25 protein-coding genes are annotated in these 15,160 nt (G+C 62.4%); 24 read left to right on the top strand and 1 reads right to left on the bottom strand.

Annotated elements, in window-relative coordinates; translation table 11 throughout:
• The first annotated feature begins 68 nt into the window (after positions 1-68).
• A complete protein-coding gene (locus QFZ23_RS17735; RefSeq protein ID WP_306924882.1) occupies positions 69-194 on the top strand; it encodes a hypothetical protein in 126 nt (41 codons plus the stop codon).
• 45 nt (positions 195-239) lie between these two features.
• On the opposite strand, the gene QFZ23_RS17730 is transcribed toward QFZ23_RS17735, so the two are convergent.
• Entirely contained in the window at positions 240-1,700 is a 1,461-nt protein-coding gene (locus tag QFZ23_RS17730) for a GH1 family beta-glucosidase (protein WP_306924879.1), read from the bottom strand.
• Positions 1,701-2,097: 397 nt separating this feature from the next.
• Between QFZ23_RS17730 and rpsJ the strand changes: the two genes are divergently transcribed.
• From rpsJ to map, 23 genes are all read left to right on the top strand, one after another.
• Positions 2,098-2,406 carry a 30S ribosomal protein S10 gene (rpsJ, locus tag QFZ23_RS17725; RefSeq protein WP_003803825.1) on the top strand — a complete coding sequence of 103 codons (309 nt, stop codon included), beginning with the start codon at positions 2,098-2,100 and terminating at the stop codon, positions 2,404-2,406.
• A gap of 17 nt (positions 2,407-2,423) precedes the next feature.
• Positions 2,424-3,074 (top strand): 50S ribosomal protein L3, encoded by a 651-nt coding sequence (gene rplC, locus QFZ23_RS17720; protein ID WP_003803812.1) that lies wholly within the window; start codon positions 2,424-2,426, stop codon positions 3,072-3,074.
• 4 nt (positions 3,075-3,078) lie between these two features.
• Positions 3,079-3,699 carry a 50S ribosomal protein L4 gene (gene rplD, locus QFZ23_RS17715; protein WP_306924875.1) on the top strand — a complete coding sequence of 207 codons (621 nt, stop codon included), beginning with the start codon at positions 3,079-3,081 and terminating at the stop codon, positions 3,697-3,699.
• Positions 3,696-4,001 carry a 50S ribosomal protein L23 gene (gene rplW, locus QFZ23_RS17710; RefSeq protein WP_011692807.1) on the top strand — a complete coding sequence of 102 codons (306 nt, stop codon included), beginning with the start codon at positions 3,696-3,698 and terminating at the stop codon, positions 3,999-4,001. The genes rplD and rplW overlap by 4 nt, the downstream gene beginning before the upstream one ends.
• A 29-nt stretch (positions 4,002-4,030) precedes the next feature.
• Positions 4,031-4,870, top strand: coding sequence for a 50S ribosomal protein L2 (gene rplB, locus QFZ23_RS17705; RefSeq protein ID WP_003803804.1), 840 nt, complete (start codon positions 4,031-4,033; stop codon positions 4,868-4,870).
• A gap of 12 nt (positions 4,871-4,882) precedes the next feature.
• Complete coding sequence (rpsS, locus tag QFZ23_RS17700) at positions 4,883-5,164, top strand: 30S ribosomal protein S19 (RefSeq protein WP_003803803.1); 282 nt, start codon at positions 4,883-4,885, stop codon at positions 5,162-5,164.
• 38 nt (positions 5,165-5,202) lie between these two features.
• Positions 5,203-5,568 carry a 50S ribosomal protein L22 gene (gene rplV / locus QFZ23_RS17695; RefSeq protein ID WP_003803798.1) on the top strand — a complete coding sequence of 122 codons (366 nt, stop codon included), beginning with the start codon at positions 5,203-5,205 and terminating at the stop codon, positions 5,566-5,568.
• Positions 5,569-6,405, top strand: a complete 837-nt coding sequence (gene rpsC / locus QFZ23_RS17690) for a 30S ribosomal protein S3 (protein ID WP_003803796.1) — start codon at positions 5,569-5,571, stop codon at positions 6,403-6,405. It begins immediately after the preceding gene.
• The gene (rplP, locus tag QFZ23_RS17685) at positions 6,406-6,822 is read left to right on the top strand and encodes a 50S ribosomal protein L16 (RefSeq protein WP_003803795.1); all 417 of its coding nucleotides are present in this window, start codon (positions 6,406-6,408) and stop codon (positions 6,820-6,822) included.
• 2 nt (positions 6,823-6,824) lie between these two features.
• On the top strand, positions 6,825-7,154 hold the full coding sequence (rpmC, locus tag QFZ23_RS17680) for a 50S ribosomal protein L29 (RefSeq protein ID WP_003803792.1): 330 nt from the start codon (positions 6,825-6,827) through the stop codon (positions 7,152-7,154).
• Positions 7,151-7,456 (top strand): 30S ribosomal protein S17, encoded by a 306-nt coding sequence (gene rpsQ / locus QFZ23_RS17675; protein WP_076801234.1) that lies wholly within the window; start codon positions 7,151-7,153, stop codon positions 7,454-7,456. Before rpmC ends, rpsQ begins: the two co-directional genes overlap by 4 nt.
• Positions 7,457-7,863: 407 nt before the next feature.
• Entirely contained in the window at positions 7,864-8,232 is a 369-nt protein-coding gene (gene rplN / locus QFZ23_RS17670) for a 50S ribosomal protein L14 (RefSeq protein WP_003803789.1), read from the top strand.
• Between the two features lie 3 nt (positions 8,233-8,235).
• The gene (gene rplX, locus QFZ23_RS17665; RefSeq protein ID WP_003803770.1) at positions 8,236-8,595 is read left to right on the top strand and encodes a 50S ribosomal protein L24; all 360 of its coding nucleotides are present in this window, start codon (positions 8,236-8,238) and stop codon (positions 8,593-8,595) included.
• Positions 8,595-9,176, top strand: a complete 582-nt coding sequence (rplE, locus tag QFZ23_RS17660; RefSeq protein WP_003803769.1) for a 50S ribosomal protein L5 — start codon at positions 8,595-8,597, stop codon at positions 9,174-9,176. Before rplX ends, rplE begins: the two co-directional genes overlap by 1 nt.
• Positions 9,177-9,254: 78 nt before the next feature.
• A complete protein-coding gene (rpsH, locus tag QFZ23_RS17655) occupies positions 9,255-9,653 on the top strand; it encodes a 30S ribosomal protein S8 (protein ID WP_018769139.1) in 399 nt (132 codons plus the stop codon).
• An 18-nt stretch (positions 9,654-9,671) separates the two neighbouring features.
• Positions 9,672-10,208 carry a 50S ribosomal protein L6 gene (gene rplF, locus QFZ23_RS17650; RefSeq protein WP_306924873.1) on the top strand — a complete coding sequence of 179 codons (537 nt, stop codon included), beginning with the start codon at positions 9,672-9,674 and terminating at the stop codon, positions 10,206-10,208.
• A 2-nt stretch (positions 10,209-10,210) separates the two neighbouring features.
• Positions 10,211-10,594, top strand: a complete 384-nt coding sequence (gene rplR, locus QFZ23_RS17645) for a 50S ribosomal protein L18 (RefSeq protein ID WP_003803763.1) — start codon at positions 10,211-10,213, stop codon at positions 10,592-10,594.
• The gene (rpsE, locus tag QFZ23_RS17640) at positions 10,591-11,307 is read left to right on the top strand and encodes a 30S ribosomal protein S5 (RefSeq protein WP_306924872.1); all 717 of its coding nucleotides are present in this window, start codon (positions 10,591-10,593) and stop codon (positions 11,305-11,307) included. Before rplR ends, rpsE begins: the two co-directional genes overlap by 4 nt.
• Positions 11,308-11,310: 3 nt before the next feature.
• On the top strand, positions 11,311-11,517 hold the full coding sequence (rpmD, locus tag QFZ23_RS17635) for a 50S ribosomal protein L30 (protein WP_003803757.1): 207 nt from the start codon (positions 11,311-11,313) through the stop codon (positions 11,515-11,517).
• Positions 11,517-12,002 (top strand): 50S ribosomal protein L15, encoded by a 486-nt coding sequence (gene rplO / locus QFZ23_RS17630; protein WP_306924871.1) that lies wholly within the window; start codon positions 11,517-11,519, stop codon positions 12,000-12,002. Before rpmD ends, rplO begins: the two co-directional genes overlap by 1 nt.
• 196 nt (positions 12,003-12,198) lie before the next feature.
• Positions 12,199-13,509: a preprotein translocase subunit SecY gene (gene secY, locus QFZ23_RS17625; protein ID WP_306924870.1), complete on the top strand. Its 1,311-nt coding sequence runs from the start codon at positions 12,199-12,201 to the stop codon at positions 13,507-13,509.
• Positions 13,510-13,514: 5 nt separating this feature from the next.
• Positions 13,515-14,084: an adenylate kinase gene (locus tag QFZ23_RS17620; protein WP_306926926.1), complete on the top strand. Its 570-nt coding sequence runs from the start codon at positions 13,515-13,517 to the stop codon at positions 14,082-14,084.
• A gap of 121 nt (positions 14,085-14,205) precedes the next feature.
• The gene (map, locus tag QFZ23_RS17615; RefSeq protein ID WP_306924869.1) at positions 14,206-15,033 is read left to right on the top strand and encodes a type I methionyl aminopeptidase; all 828 of its coding nucleotides are present in this window, start codon (positions 14,206-14,208) and stop codon (positions 15,031-15,033) included.
• The last annotated feature ends 127 nt before the right edge of the window (positions 15,034-15,160 follow it).

The following is a 15,160-nucleotide window of genomic DNA, read 5'->3' as shown; positions in this document are numbered from 1 at the left end:
CCTGTGGACCGCGCCCAGCCCTGATATGGTTGGGGCTCGCGACAGATTCGTCACAAAGAGGGAGCATCATGAGTTGGCTAATTTTCCTGCTGGTGGTTGCCGCCGTGGTGGTGGGCGTGGTTTGGGCGAAGAAGCACTTCCGCCACGAGATTGAACGCGCCAAGCGGATCAACCGGGCGAACAAGAACCAGTAGCGCCGGGACCCAATAAGGGTCCGACGCCCGCACACCCGTCCGCCCTCAGGCCGTGCGCGCCCGTGCCCGGCTTACTGCCTGCAGCCAATAGAAGGATTTCTTGGGCGTCCGTTTCAGGGTCTCGAAGTCCACGTGCACCAGACCGAAGCGCTGTGAATACCCGGCGGCCCATTCGAAGTTGTCCATGAACGTCCAGACGAAGTAGCCGAGCAGCTCTACGTCGTGCGCGATGCCGCCGGGCGCAGTGGCGTTCATCGCCTGGTCAAGATGGTGCGCCAGGTAGTCGATCCGCCCCGAGTCCGCGATAGGCCCGGTGACATGCTCGGGCTCCGGAAAGCTTGCACCGCTCTCGGTGATGTAGACCGGCGGCAAGGCCGACCCGTACCTGTCCTTGAGCTCCCGCAGCAGGACGCCCAGATGCTCCGGCGCCACCGGCCACCCGAATCCGGTGGTGGCGTATTCGGGGAAGGCCGCGAGATGGAACGGCACCCGTGCCATGGCCTGCGCATTGCCTGCAGGGGTGCCCGTCGGTCCCTGACCGGCGGCGACGCGAACAGGGTAGTAATAGTTCACCCCGTAGAAGTCCAGCGGCTGGCTGATCAGGCGGAGGTCGTCGTCGGACGTCCGGGACAAAAACCTGAACCAGGGGCGGGCGGCAAGCGGCGGGGCGGGGTAGCGCCCCAGGAGGATGGGATCGGCGTACATACGGTTGAGCACAAGGTCGAAGACCTTGGCCAGCAGCCTGTCCGCCAGCCGCCGGGTGGCAGGGCGTACGGGGGAGTGGAGGTTGGTGACGCCGATGGTCCCCGCCACGCTGGCGGCGCGCAGGGCCTGGACCGCGAGTCCGTGGCCGAGCAGCTGGTGGTGGACCGAAGGCAGCGCCTTGAACAGCAGGTCGCGGCCGGGCGCATGGACGCCGAGTGCGTAGCCGTTCAGCGTGACGGACACGGGCTCGTTAAGCGTGACCCACTGCGCCACCCGGTCACCGAGCCGCCTGCCGGCTGCCGCCGCGTACTCGGCGAAGCGCTCGGCCGTAGCGCGGTTCATCCACCCGCCATCGCGCTCAAGGGGGAGGGGAGTGTCCCAGTGGTAGAGCGTGGCCATGGGGGCGATGCCGGCCGCCAGCAGCAGGTCGACCAGCCGGTCGTAGAAGTCCAGGCCCCGCGGGTTGGCTGCCCCGTGGCCCTCCGGATGGATCCTGGGCCATGAGATCGAGAAGCGGTAGGAGTCGATGCCGAGTTCGCGCATGAGGGCAACGTCTTCCGGCACGCGGTTATAGTGGTCACAGGCCACTTCCGGCGAATGCCCGTTGAGGATGTTGCCCGGTGTGGCCGCAAAGGCATCCCAGCCCGAGGGTCCGCGGCCGTCTGCCGCAAGGGCGCCTTCGATCTGGAAGGCGGCGGCAGCGACGCCCAGCGTGAAATCCGGGCGCAGGCGTGCGGCGAGGTTTTGCACTGAATCTGCGCTGATCGCGCCTTTACCGGCGTCGACGTTCTGCACGGCCATTTACCCATCATCCAACCGATGATTGCCGGCGGCAATGACCGTTTGGGCGGCGGGATCCGTGGCGGCGAGGGCCCGATTCGCATCCTGGGATAAATTCCGGCATACTAGGTGAGTTGTTCAAGCGCTTCTTCGTGTCCCGATCCGGATAATGCCGGGTGCCAGGGTCCAGGCTGAAGCCCAAACATAACCCAACCCCCCAAGGAAATGCGGGCTCGTGCGTTTTGCACAGCGCGACACGCCCGACCGCGGGGGTCGGTTACGCCGGCAGGTTGAGGAACCCGGAGTCATCCGGATTCAGCTTGTGCGGCGGGCGGTAGTTACGACTTCAAATGCTTCGGCAGCCGCATGCAACACGCAAGTAAACAGAGCAGCACTTACTGAAAGAGAGTCAGGCGACATGGCGGGACAAAAAATCCGCATCCGGCTGAAGTCATACGACCACGAGGTCATTGACGTTTCAGCACGGAAGATCGTTGAGACGGTCACGCGCGCAGGCGCAACGGTAGTCGGCCCCGTGCCGCTGCCCACGGAGAAGAACGTGTACTGCGTTATCCGCTCTCCGCACAAGTACAAGGACAGCCGCGAGCACTTTGAAATGCGCACGCACAAGCGTCTGATCGACATCATCGACCCCACGCCCAAGGCTGTTGACTCGCTCATGCGTCTCGACCTGCCGGCCGACGTGAACATCGAAATCAAGCTGTAGGGAGGTGCTGAGAGACTATGACCGCAACCCGTAACGTAAAGGGCCTGCTGGGCACGAAGCTCGGCATGACCCAGGTCTGGGACGAGAACAACAAGCTCATCCCCGTCACTGTTGTCCAGGCTGACTCGAACGTCATCACCCAGCTGCGTAACGCAGAGACTGATGGCTACGTCGCCGTTCAGATCGGCTACGGCCAGATCGATCCCCGCAAGGTCACCAAGCCGCTGGCTGGTCACTTTGAAAAGGCAGGCGTCACGCCTCGCCGCCACGTCGTAGAACTGCGCACTGCAGATGCTGACTCTTACGAGCTGGGCCAGGAGCTTTCTGTTGAGCTCTTCGAAGCCGGCCAGAAGATCGACGTCGTTGGCACCACCAAGGGTAAGGGCTTCGCCGGTGTTATGAAGCGTCACGGCTTCCACGGCGTTGGAGCTTCCCACGGTGCCCACAAGAACCACCGTAAGCCCGGTTCTATCGGTGGAGCATCCACCCCGAGCCGCGTCTTCAAGGGCATGAAAATGGCCGGCCGCATGGGCGCCGTACGTCACACCACGCTGAACCTCACCGTTCACGCGGTTGACGTCGAGAAGTCGCTGCTCCTGATCAAGGGCGCCGTTCCCGGTGCCCGCGGCCAGGTCGTACTCGTACGCACCGCCGTGAAGGGAGCCTAGTTAAATGGCTAACACTGTCAAGGTTGACCTGCCTGCAGAGATCTTCGACGTTCAGACCAACGTGCCGCTGCTGCACCAGGTCGTCGTTGCGCAGCTCGCTGCTGCTCGCCAGGGTACCCACAAGACCAAGACCCGCGCCGAAGTTTCCGGTGCAGGCCGCAAGCCGTTCAAGCAGAAGGGCACCGGCCGCGCCCGTCAGGGTTCGATCCGCGCTCCGCACATGACCGGCGGTGGCGTCGTCCACGGGCCCACCCCGCGTGACTACAGCCAGCGGACCCCCAAGAAGATGATTGCTGCTGCACTGCGCGGCGCTCTCTCTGACCGCGCCCGCAACGGCCGCGTCCACGTCGTTTCTGAACTGGTTGCCGGCGACAAGCCGTCCTCCAAGGCAGCACTGGCAACCCTGCGCGGAGTCTCCGAGCGCAAGAACCTGCTGGTCGTCATCGAGCGCGCGAACGATGTTGCTGCACTGTCTGTGCGCAACCTCGCCGAAGTTCACGTCCTGTACGTGGACCAGCTGAACACCTACGACGTGCTCGTTTCCGACGACGTAGTCTTCACCAAGGCTGCCTACGAAGCATTTGTTGCTGACAAGGCTGCAAAGAACGAGGAGGATGCCAAGTGAGCGCAGCCACCATCAAAGACCCGCGCGACGTCGTGCTTGCACCCGTCGTCTCGGAAAAGAGCTACGGCCTGATCGACGAGGGCAAGTACACCTTCCTGGTGGACCCCCGCTCGAACAAGACCGAGATCAAGCTGGCCGTGGAGAAGATCTTCTCCGTCAAGGTCGAATCGATCAACACCATCAACCGTGCCGGTAAGCGCAAGCGCACCAAATTCGGATGGGGCACCCGCAAGAACACCAAGCGTGCCATTGTGACCCTCAAAGAAGGCACTATCGACATCTTCGGCGGTCCGCTCGCGTAGCGGAGACCACTTTAACGAGGAAATAAATTATGGGAATCCGTAAATACAAGCCGACTACGCCGGGCCGTCGCGGCTCGAGCGTAGCTGACTTCACCGAAATCACACGGTCGACGCCGGAAAAGTCGTTGGTACGTCCGCTGCCCAAGAAGGGCGGCCGTAACAACACCGGTAAGATCACCACCCGTCACAAGGGTGGTGGACACAAGCGCCAGTACCGTCTGATCGACTTCCGTCGCCACGACAAGGACGGCGTCAACGCCCGCGTTGCCGAAATCGAGTACGATCCGAACCGCACGGCTCGCATCGCCCTCCTGCACTACGTTGATGGCACCAAGCGTTACATCATCGCCCCGAACAAGCTCTCGCAGGGCGACTTCGTGGAAGCCGGCGCCAACGCTGACATCAAGCCTGGCAACAACCTGCCCCTGCGCAACATCCCCGTGGGTACCGTTATCCACGCGGTGGAGCTGCGCCCGGGCGGCGGTGCCAAGATGGCCCGTTCCGCCGGTGCTTCTGTTCAGCTCGTCGCCAAGGAAGGCCGTTTCGCCCAGCTGCGTCTGCCCTCCGGCGAAATCCGCAACGTTGACGTGCGCTGCCGCGCCACGATCGGCGAGGTCGGCAACGCCGAGCAGTCGAACATCAACTGGGGCAAGGCCGGCCGTATGCGGTGGAAGGGCGTTCGCCCGACCGTCCGTGGTGTCGCCATGAACCCGGTTGACCACCCGCACGGTGGTGGTGAAGGTAAGACCTCCGGTGGCCGTCACCCGGTCAACCCGAACGGTAAGCCTGAAGGCCGCACCCGCCGCCCCAACAAAGAGAGCGACAAGCTTATTGTTCGTCGCCGTCGTACTGGCAAGAACAAGCGATAGGAGCCTGGACACATGCCACGCAGCCTGAAAAAAGGTCCTTTCGTTGACCAGCACCTCTTTGTGAAGGTCGCCAGGGAAAACGAAAAGGGCACCAAGAACGTCATCAAGACCTGGTCCCGCCGCTCGATGATCATCCCCGACATGCTCGGGCACACGATCGCCGTGCACGACGGACGCAAGCACATCCCGGTGTTTGTCACCGAGTCGATGGTCGGGCACAAGCTCGGCGAATTCGCTCCCACGCGGACATTCCGCGGCCATGTCAAGGACGACCGTAAGGGCAAGCGCCGCTAGGCGCCTGCACTTACGTCAAAGACGAGAGAAGGAAAGCAATGGAAGCCAAGGCAATTGCGCGCCACATCCGCGTAACGCCTATGAAGGCCCGGCGCGTCGTCAACCTTGTTCGTGGAAAGCAAGCGAACGAGGCTCTGGCAATTCTGAAGTTTGCCCCCCAGGCAGCTTCGGAGCCGGTATTCAAGGTAGTTCAGTCGGCAATCTCCAACGCCCGGGTCCTCGCGGACCGCGACGGTGTTGCGTTCGACGAAGGTGACCTCATCATCAGCGAAGCGTTTGTTGATGAAGGCCCGACCATGAAGCGGTTCCAGCCGCGTGCTCAGGGTCGTGCATTTCAGATCAAGAAGCGCACCAGCCACATCACCGTGGTAGTCGCTACCCCGGAGAAAGAGGAGGCTCGCTAAGTGGGACAGAAAGTAAACCCGCACGGGTTCCGACTCGGCATCACCACCGATCACGTATCGCACTGGTTCGCTGACAGCACCAAGTCCGGCCAGCGGTACAAGGACTTCGTTCGCGAAGACATCCGTATCCGCCAGCTCATGTCCACGGGCATGGAGCGCGCCGGCATCGCCAAGGTTGAGATCGAGCGCACCCGTGACCGTGTCCGCGTGGACATCCACACGGCACGTCCGGGCATCGTCATCGGCCGCCGCGGCGCCGAGGCAGACCGCATCCGTGGCGAGCTCGAAAAGCTCACCGGCAAGCAGGTCCAGCTGAACATCCTCGAGGTCAAGAACCCCGAGATGGAAGCCCAGCTTGTTGCCCAGGGTGTTGCAGAGCAGCTGACTTCCCGCGTGGCATTCCGCCGTGCGATGAAGAAGGCCATGCAGTCCGCACAGCGTGCCGGTGCCAAGGGTATCCGTATCGCTTGCTCGGGCCGTCTGGGTGGCGCAGAAATGTCCCGCTCGGAGTTCTACCGCGAAGGCCGTGTGCCCCTGCACACCCTCCGCGCGAACATCGACTACGGCTTCTACGAAGCCAAGACCACCTTCGGCCGCATCGGCGTGAAGGTCTGGATCTACAAGGGTGACGTCACCTCCAAGGAACTGGCTCAGCAGGCAGCTGCTGCACCGTCCCGTGGCCGCTCCGGCGACCGCCCGGGCCGCCCGGGTGGCGCTGACCGTGGTGACCGCCGCCGTCGTAACGACCGTCCGGCAGCCGACGCAGCACCTGCTGCTGCAGCTCCGGCAGCCGAGGCAGCAGCACCGGCACAGGCAGCAGAAGGAGGACAGGCTTAAATGCTTATCCCACGTCGAGTCAAGCACCGTAAGCAGCACCACCCGGGTCGTTCCGGCGCTGCCACGGGCGGCACCAAGGTCTCCTTCGGTGAGTACGGCATCCAGGCCCTGAGCCCGGCATACGTCACGAACCGTCAGATCGAATCTGCCCGTATCGCGATGACCCGCCACATCAAGCGTGGCGGTAAGGTCTGGATCAACATCTACCCGGACCGTCCGCTGACCAAGAAGCCTGCCGAAACCCGCATGGGTTCCGGTAAGGGTTCGCCGGAGTGGTGGGTCGCCAACGTCAAGCCGGGCCGGGTTCTCTTCGAACTCTCCGGTGTCAATGAAGAGGTAGCTCGCGAGGCCCTGCGCCTGGCAATCCACAAGCTGCCGTTGAAGGCACGCATTGTGCGTCGCGAAGGTGGTGAGTAGAAATGGCAGTAGGGTCGAAGGATCTCGCACCCGCACAGCTGGACGGTTTCGACAACGAGCGTCTCGTTGAAGAACTCCGCAAGTCCAAGGAAGAGCTGTTCAACCTGCGTTTCCAGTCCGCCACCGGACAGCTGGAGAACCACGGTCGTCTGCGCGCGGTAAAGAAGGACATCGCACGCATCTACACCGTTCTCCGTGAGCGCGAGCTGGGCATTCGTGCCGAGGTTGCCGCACCGGTTGTGGAAGCCAAGGAAGAAAAGAAGTCCAAGAAGTCTGCAGCTAAGAAGGCTGAAAAGCCGGCCGAGGCTGAGACCGAGGAGGACGCCAAGTGAGTGAAAAGGACGAGAACGTGACGGAAACTGCTACGGCAGCTACGGCTGAGCAGCGCGGTTACCGTAAGACGCGTCGCGGCTACGTGGTCTCTGACAAGATGGACAAGACCATCGTTGTTCAGGTTGAAGACCGCGTGAAGCACGCCCTGTACGGCAAGGTCATCCGCCGCACCTCCAAGGTCAAGGCACACGACGAGCAGAACACCGCCGGCATCGGCGACCTGGTTGTCATCGCCGAGACCCGCCCGCTGTCCGCCACCAAGAACTGGCGGCTCGTGGAGATCCTCGAGAAGGCTAAGTAACACCTGCAGCATCGCCTCCGGCGGCTGTACCGGACACCCCCGTTCCCTTTGGGAGCGGGGGTGTCCGCGTTAAGCGGGGAGCGTCCGACGGCGGCCGGCCGGGTGGGTGGGGGAGTGGATCGGCCCCTGCCGGTTGTGATATGGGGATGCCGGGCAAATGTGCTAGGATATTGAGTTTGTATGGCGCCTGTTGTGCGCCGACAGCAAACCTCGTAAACAATCGTGCCACGGCATAGTGCCCCCCTGCGCCTCCACGGGCTGGGAGGCAACTGTTTGTGGCACGGGCGTTTAGGCCTGGTCTGGCAAAATCCAGTCAGGTCAAGAGACACCCCGATCAACCGTTCCGCAAGGCTCATTCCGTAGGAAGATTTTCGGTCTGAGAACCGGCGCGACGCAAGGAGTAAATAGTGATTCAGCAGGAGTCGCGACTCAAGGTCGCCGACAACACGGGTGCTAAGGAAATCCTTACCATTCGCGTTCTCGGTGGATCTGGCCGTCGCTACGCAGGCATTGGCGACGTCATCGTCGCAACCGTCAAGGATGCAATTCCGGGCGGCAACGTAAAGAAGGGCGATGTCGTCAAGGCTGTCATCGTCCGTACCAAGAAGGAACGCCGCCGTGCGGATGGTTCCTACATCAAGTTTGACGAGAACGCAGCCGTCATCCTGAAGAACGACGGTGACCCCCGCGGTACCCGTATCTTCGGACCGGTTGGTCGTGAGCTCCGTGACAAGAAGTTCATGAAGATCGTTTCTCTGGCTCCGGAGGTGCTCTAGTCCATGGCTAAGATCAAGAAGGGTGACCTGGTTCAGGTCATCACTGGCGCCAAGGCTGAGCGCGGCGGCGACCGTGGCAAGCAGGGCAAGGTTCTGCGCGTGTTCCCGGACACCAACCGCGTGCTGGTTGAGGGTATCAACCGCGTAACCAAGCACACCAAGGTCGGCCAGTCGCAGCGCGGCACCAAGACCGGCGGCATCGAGGTTGTCGAGGCTCCGATCCACGTTTCCAACGTGGCTCTCGTTGACCCGTCCACCAAGAAGCCGACCCGCGTTGGTTTCCGCCTCGACACCGTTGAGAAGGACGGCGTCAAGAAGACCGTCCGCATCCGCGTGGCCAAGAGCTCCGGGAAGGACATCTAATGACTGAGACTCTCGAGACTCCGGCAACGAAGATCGTTCCTCGTCTGAAGACCAAGTACGCCGATTCCATCAAGAGCGCGCTTCTTGAGGAATTCAAGTACGAGAACGTGAACCAGGTTCCCCGTCTGGTCAAGGTTGTAGTGAACATGGGTGTTGGAGATGCCGCCAAGGACTCCAAGCTGATCGACGGCGCTGTCCGCGACCTCACCCTGATCACCGGCCAGAAGCCGCAGGTCACCAAGGCCCGCAAGTCGATCGCCCAGTTCAAGCTGCGCGAAGGCATGCCCATTGGTGCACACGCAACCCTGCGTGGCGACCGCATGTGGGAATTCGTGGACCGTCTGGTCACGCTTGCTCTGCCCCGTATCCGCGACTTCCGCGGCCTCAGCGGCAAGCAGTTTGATGGCAACGGCAACTACACCTTCGGTCTGACCGAGCAGGTTATGTTCCACGAGATCGACCAGGACTCCATCGACCGCACCCGCGGCATGGACATCACGGTTGTGACCACCGCCAAGACCGACGACGAAGGCCGCGCGCTGCTCAAGGCGCTTGGTTTCCCGTTCAAAACCGAAGCTTAATTAACTACGTAAAAGGTCCGGCCGCCGGGTGTTGAACCACGACGGCGGAAACCGTTACGAGGAAGGGCAAGTGCCCAAATGACAATGACAGATCCTGTCGCAGATATGCTTACGCGCCTGCGTAACGCAAACTCGGCATACCACGATTCCGTGTCTATGCCTTACAGCAAGCTCAAGGCTCGCGTTGCTGACATCCTGAAGGCCGAAGGCTTCATCGCCGGCTGGAAGGAAGAGGACGCTGAAGTCGGCAAGAAGCTGACACTCGAGCTCAAGTTCGGTCCGAACCGCGAGCGTTCAATCGCGGGTGTCCGTCGTATTTCCAAGCCGGGTCTCCGCGTTTACGCGAAGTCCACCAACCTGCCGCACGTGCTGGGTGGCCTGGGTATCGCAATCCTGTCCACCTCTTCCGGCCTCCTGACTGACAAGCAGGCCGGCAAGAAGGGCGTGGGCGGCGAAGTCCTCGCTTACGTCTGGTAACGGGAAAGGAAGAGAATAATGTCACGTATTGGACGTCTCCCCATCACCGTTCCTGCCGGCGTTGAGGTCAAGGTTGACGGCTCTGTCGTCAGCGTCAAGGGTTCCAAGGGCGAGCTGAGCCACACTGTGGCCAGCCCGATCGAGGTTGCGCTGGAAGACAGCACCCTGACCGTCACCCGCCCGAACGACGAGCGCGCCTCCCGCTCGCTCCACGGCCTGACCCGCACCCTGATCGCCAATATGATCCAGGGCGTTACCGCAGGCTACGAGAAGAAGCTCGAAATCGTCGGTACCGGTTACCGTGTTCAGGCCAAGGGTTCTGACCTTGAGTTCGCTCTCGGCTACAGCCACCCGGTCAACGTTTCGGCTCCGGCTGGCATCACCTTTGCAGTAGAGGGGCCGACCAAGCTCTCTGTCTCAGGCATCAATAAGCAGCAGGTCGGCGAGGTTGCTGCCAACATTCGCAAGCTGCGCAAGCCTGACCCGTACAAGGGCAAGGGCATTCGCTACGCGGGCGAAGTCATCCGCCGCAAGGTCGGAAAGGCTGGTAAGTAACCATGGCCATCGCCATTAACAAGAAGCGTACGAACAAGAGCAAGTCTGCTTCGCGCAGCCGCCGCCAGCTTCGTATCCGCAAGCGCATCTCCGGAACGGCTGTACGTCCTCGCCTGGTCGTCAACCGCTCCGCCCGCCACGTATTTGTCCAGGTTGTCGACGACACCATTGGCCAGACCGTAGCGAGCGCGTCCACTCTGGAAGCTGACCTTCGTGCATTCGACGGTGACAAGACCGCCAAGGCCAAGCGCGTTGGCGAGCTCGTAGCCGAGCGTGCCAAGGCTGCCGGTGTCGAAGCTGTTGTCTTCGACCGTGGTGGTAACAAGTACCACGGCCGGATCGCCGCCGTCGCTGACGGTGCACGCGAAGGTGGGCTGTCACTGTGACCGAAGCAAACAAGGAAAAGGACACTGTGTCTGCAGAAGAGAAGGCGACCGAAGCCGCAGCTGCTGAGACCACTGCCCCCGCTACCGAGGACCGCCGTGGTGGCGCCCGTCGCGGCGAGCGTGGCGACCGTGGCCAGGGCCGCGGCGACCGCGGTGGCCGTGGTGGCCGCGATGGCGGACGTGAAGCCGAGAAGAACCAGTTCATCGAGCGCGTAGTTACCATCAACCGCGTTTCCAAGGTCGTCAAGGGTGGTCGTCGCTTCAGCTTCACCGCACTCGTCGTCGTTGGTGACGGTAACGGTCTGGTCGGCGTCGGTTACGGCAAGGCCAAGGAAGTTCCCGCAGCTATCGCCAAGGGTGTTGAAGAGGCCAAGAAGTCCTTCTTCCGCGTTCCCCGCGTTGGCAACTCCATCCCTCACCGCGTTCAGGGTGAAGCGGCCGCTGGTGTCGTAATGCTGCGTCCGGCTTCCGCCGGTACCGGTGTTATTGCCGGTGGTCCGGTCCGTGCAGTACTGGAGTGCGTGGGCATCCACGACATCCTCTCCAAGTCGCTCGGTTCCTCCAACGCCATCAACATCGTTCACGCGACCGTTGATGCCCTGAAGCGCCTCGAAGAGCCGGCAGCCGTGGCAGCACGCCGTGGCCTGCCGCTGGACGAGATCGCCCCGCCGGCACTGGTGAAGGCTCTGATGAACCAGAAGGCAGGTGTCTAAGTCATGGCGAAGAACCTGACTCCCTCCGACGCCAAGTTGGAGATCACCCAGATTAAGGGCGTCATTGGCGCCAAGCAGAACCAGCGCGACACCCTGCGGTCCCTCGGCCTGAAGCGGATCGGACACACCGTTGTCCGCACCGCCGATGCCGTGACCGTTGGAATGCTCAACACGGTTCCGCACCTCGTGAATGTTGAGGAGGCGAAGTAATGGCAGAGAAGAACACGGCCGAGACCGCAGCTGCTGAGAAGCAGAGCGCTCTGAAGGTTCACCACCTGCGTCCCGCCCCTGGTGCCAAGACCGCCAAGACCCGTGTTGGTCGTGGTGAAGGTTCCAAGGGTAAGACCGCCGGTCGCGGTACCAAGGGTACGAAGGCCCGCTACCAGGTGAAGGCTGGCTTTGCCGGCGGCCAGCTGCCGCTGCACATGCGCCTGCCGAAGCTGCGCGGCTTCAAGAACCCGTTCCGGGTTGAGTTCCAGGTTGTGAACCTGGAGAAGCTCAACGAGCTGTTCCCGGAAGGTGGCGCTGTCACCGTGGAGGACCTGGTTGCAAAGGGTGCTGTTCGCAAGAACCAGCCCGTGAAGGTGCTTGGCACCGGCGACATCACCGTCAAGGTTGACGTCACCGCCCACGCCTTCTCAGCCAGCGCTACTGAAAAGATCGCTGCAGCCGGCGGCAGCACCACCGCGCTCTAAGGGATTCCGTCCCGGAGCCGGTGGGCAATAGCCCGCTGCGCAAACTCCCGGCACGGGGGCCGAGGCCCCTGTGCCGGGAGTTTTTTCATACCCATTGGGTCTTCCGGATTGTTCGCATGCCGCAAACACCGGTTAGACTCGGTTGTTGGGTTTATAGACCTGCATCACGAGACTTATTAACAACTGAGGAGGACGCTTGCTAAGCGCATTCGGCCGGGCGTTTCGAACGCCTGATCTGCGACGCAAGTTGTTGTTCACGCTGGGAATCATCACAATCTTCCGCTTGGGAGCCTTTATCCCCTCGCCCGGTGTGAGCTACCAGAATGTCCAGCAATGCTTGTCGAACGGGCAGACCCAGGGCGGGATCTACCAGCTCGTCAATCTTTTCAGCGGCGGAGCATTGCTGCAGGTCTCCATCTTCGCCCTGGGCATCATGCCGTACATCACGGCGAGCATCATTGTGCAGCTGCTGCGCGTGGTCATCCCGCGCTTCCAGCAGCTGTACGAAGAGGGCGCCTCCGGGCAGTCCAAGCTGACGCAGTACACGCGGTACCTGACGATCGCCCTTGGCCTGCTGAACGCCACGACGCTGGTGTCGCTGGCGCGGTCAGGGCAGTTGCTGCCCGGCTGCAACCTGCCCATCATCCCGGACCAGAGCGTCATCACCACCATCCTCATCATCATCACGCTGACGGCCGGCACCGGCCTCATCATGTGGATGGGTGAGCTCGTGACCGAGAAGGGCGTCGGCAACGGCATGTCGTTGCTGATCTTCACAGCCATCGCTGCTGGCTTCCCCACCTCGCTGGGCGCCATCTGGACCGCACAGGGTCCGGGCACGTTCTTCATTGTGCTGGCCATCGGCCTGCTGACGGTTGCCCTGGTGGTCTTTGTGGAGCAGTCCCAGCGCCGCATCCCGGTGCAGTACGCCAAGCGCATGATCGGGCGCCGCACAGTGGGCGGCACCAGCACCTACATTCCCATCAAGGTGAACATGGCCGGCGTCATTCCTGTCATCTTCGCTTCCTCGATGCTCTACCTGCCGGCGTTGATCTCGCAGTTCAACCAGCCGAAGGCGGGGGAACCGATCCAGCCGTGGGTTGAGTGGATCAACAACAACCTGACCCGCGGGGACCACCCCATCTACATGGCGCTGTACTTCGCCATGATCGTTTTCTTTACCTACTTCTATGTCGCGATCACCTTCAACCCTGAAGAGGTCAGCGACAACATGAAGAAATACGGCGGCTTCATTCCGGGTATCCGTGCCGGCAAGCCGACCGCGGATTACCTGCAGTACGTCCTGTCGCGCATCACGCTGCCTGGAGCCTTCTACCTTGGCTTCGTGGCACTGATACCGCTGGTGGCGCTCGTGCTGATCAACGCAAACCAGAACTTCCCGTTCGGTGGCACCTCGATCCTGATCATGGTGGGCGTTGGCCTGGAAACCGTCAAGCAAATTGACGCGCAGCTACAGCAGCGTCACTACGAAGGGCTATTGCGATGACCAGAATGTTGATTATCGGACCACCCGGTTCGGGCAAGGGCACGCAGGCGGAACGCATTTCAGAACGCCTCGGCGTCGTTGCGATCTCCACCGGCGACATCTTCCGCGCCAACGTCAAGGGCGAGACGCCGCTCGGCGTTGAGGCCAAGAAGTACATGGACAACGGGGATTTCGTCCCGGACAGCGTGACCAACAAGATGGTGCGCGACCGTCTCAGCGAAGGCGACGTCGAGGACGGCTTCCTGCTGGACGGCTACCCCCGCACCACCGCCCAGGTTGACTACCTGGACCAGATCCTGGCCAACGGCGACCAGAAGCTGGACGTCGTCCTGCAGCTCACCGCCGATGACGAGGAACTCGTGACCCGCCTGCTGGGCCGCGCGAAGGAAACCGGACGCAGCGACGACAACGAAGCCGTCATCCGCCACCGCCTGGACCTCTACCACGAGCAGACCGAGGCTGTTGTGGCCAAGTATGCCGAACGCGGCATCCTGACCCAGGTGGACGGCATCGGCCAGATCGACGAGGTCACCGACCGCGTCATGCAGGCGATCAAAGAGGCACAGGCCGCCTGATATCAGTTCCAACGCTGCGAGGCTCCTCCCGGACCATGGGGAGGGGCCTCCGGCTTTTAGCGGTTTTGGTCCCGCATCCGGCAACCAGAACGGCTAGGCACATTGAGAGGAAACACCGCTGATGGCATTCGGCCAGCCACGGATTGAATACAAGACCAACGCCCAGATGCGCATCATGCACGAGGCCGGGCTCGTCCTGAGCCGCGCCCTCGACGCCGCCGTGGCCGCCGCAGCCCCGGGCGTCACGACGAAGCAGCTCGACGAGGTCTTCGCTGCCGTGCTCCTGGAGGCAGGGGCGAAGTCCAATTTCCTGGGCTACCACGGCTTCCCGGCGACCATCTGCACGTCCGTGAACGAGGAAGTGGTCCACGGCATCCCAGGGTCCAAGGTCCTGCAGGACGGCGACATCATCTCGATCGACGGCGGCGCCATCGTCAACGGCTGGCACTCCGACTCGGCCCGGACCGTCATCGTGGGAACGCCGGACCCGGAGGACCAGCGCCTCTCCGACGTCACCGAGACGGCCCTGTGGCACGGCATCGCCGCCTTGGCCAAGGGCAAGTTCGTGGGCGACATCGGCGCGGCAGTGGACGACTATGTCTCATCGGTGCCGGGCAAGCCCCTGGGCATCCTCGAGGATTACGTGGGCCACGGCATCGGCTCCGAGATGCACATGGCCCCCGACGTGCTGAACTACCGCACCAGCCACCGCGGCCCGAAGATCCGTCCCGGCCTCTGCCTGGCCATCGAACCGATGCTGGTGCGCGGCGGCATCGAGACGGCAGTGCTGGAGGACGATTGGACCGTGGTCACCACGGACGGCAAGCGTTCGTGCCAGTGGGAGCACTCCGTGGCGGTCCATGAGAAGGGCATCTGGGTACTCTCGGCGCCCGACGGCGGCGCGGCCAGACTCGCGCCCCTTGGCGTGGTGCCGGTTCCGATCCCCTGAGGACACGCTTTTTCCTCGGCGACACAGAAAATCCCTTGGGACACCCGGATACGGCTGTCCCAGGGGATTTTCTGCATCCCGACGGGATTTCCGTGTCCCCAGGAGGCGGGTGGGCCACAATAAGAGC

The sequence above is a fragment of the Arthrobacter globiformis genome (genome assembly GCF_030818015.1).
In the GTDB taxonomy this organism is placed as follows: domain Bacteria; phylum Actinomycetota; class Actinomycetes; order Actinomycetales; family Micrococcaceae; genus Arthrobacter; species Arthrobacter globiformis_C.
The sequence above is the reverse complement of the archived record's forward strand: the minus strand, read 5'-3'. Positions and strand labels throughout refer to the sequence as shown.

Coding starts and splice junctions, on each gene's coding strand:
- rplD (WP_306924875.1), top strand. CDS start 3,079: ATGGCTAACACTGTCAAGGTTGACCTGCCTGCAGAGATCTTCGACGTT.
- QFZ23_RS17735 (WP_306924882.1), top strand. CDS start 69: ATGAGTTGGCTAATTTTCCTGCTGGTGGTTGCCGCCGTGGTGGTGGGC.
- rplX (WP_003803770.1), top strand. CDS start 8,236: ATGGCTAAGATCAAGAAGGGTGACCTGGTTCAGGTCATCACTGGCGCC.
- rplF (WP_306924873.1), top strand. CDS start 9,672: ATGTCACGTATTGGACGTCTCCCCATCACCGTTCCTGCCGGCGTTGAG.
- map (WP_306924869.1), top strand. CDS start 14,206: ATGGCATTCGGCCAGCCACGGATTGAATACAAGACCAACGCCCAGATG.
- rplC (WP_003803812.1), top strand. CDS start 2,424: ATGACCGCAACCCGTAACGTAAAGGGCCTGCTGGGCACGAAGCTCGGC.
- rplO (WP_306924871.1), top strand. CDS start 11,517: ATGGCAGAGAAGAACACGGCCGAGACCGCAGCTGCTGAGAAGCAGAGC.
- rpsJ (WP_003803825.1), top strand. CDS start 2,098: ATGGCGGGACAAAAAATCCGCATCCGGCTGAAGTCATACGACCACGAG.
- rpmC (WP_003803792.1), top strand. CDS start 6,825: ATGGCAGTAGGGTCGAAGGATCTCGCACCCGCACAGCTGGACGGTTTC.
- rpsH (WP_018769139.1), top strand. CDS start 9,255: ATGACAATGACAGATCCTGTCGCAGATATGCTTACGCGCCTGCGTAAC.
- rplE (WP_003803769.1), top strand. CDS start 8,595: ATGACTGAGACTCTCGAGACTCCGGCAACGAAGATCGTTCCTCGTCTG.
- rplP (WP_003803795.1), top strand. CDS start 6,406: ATGCTTATCCCACGTCGAGTCAAGCACCGTAAGCAGCACCACCCGGGT.
- rplV (WP_003803798.1), top strand. CDS start 5,203: ATGGAAGCCAAGGCAATTGCGCGCCACATCCGCGTAACGCCTATGAAG.
- rplB (WP_003803804.1), top strand. CDS start 4,031: ATGGGAATCCGTAAATACAAGCCGACTACGCCGGGCCGTCGCGGCTCG.
- rpmD (WP_003803757.1), top strand. CDS start 11,311: ATGGCGAAGAACCTGACTCCCTCCGACGCCAAGTTGGAGATCACCCAG.
- rplR (WP_003803763.1), top strand. CDS start 10,211: ATGGCCATCGCCATTAACAAGAAGCGTACGAACAAGAGCAAGTCTGCT.
- rpsS (WP_003803803.1), top strand. CDS start 4,883: ATGCCACGCAGCCTGAAAAAAGGTCCTTTCGTTGACCAGCACCTCTTT.
- QFZ23_RS17730 (WP_306924879.1), bottom strand. CDS start 1,700: ATGGCCGTGCAGAACGTCGACGCCGGTAAAGGCGCGATCAGCGCAGAT.
- QFZ23_RS17620 (WP_306926926.1), top strand. CDS start 13,515: ATGTTGATTATCGGACCACCCGGTTCGGGCAAGGGCACGCAGGCGGAA.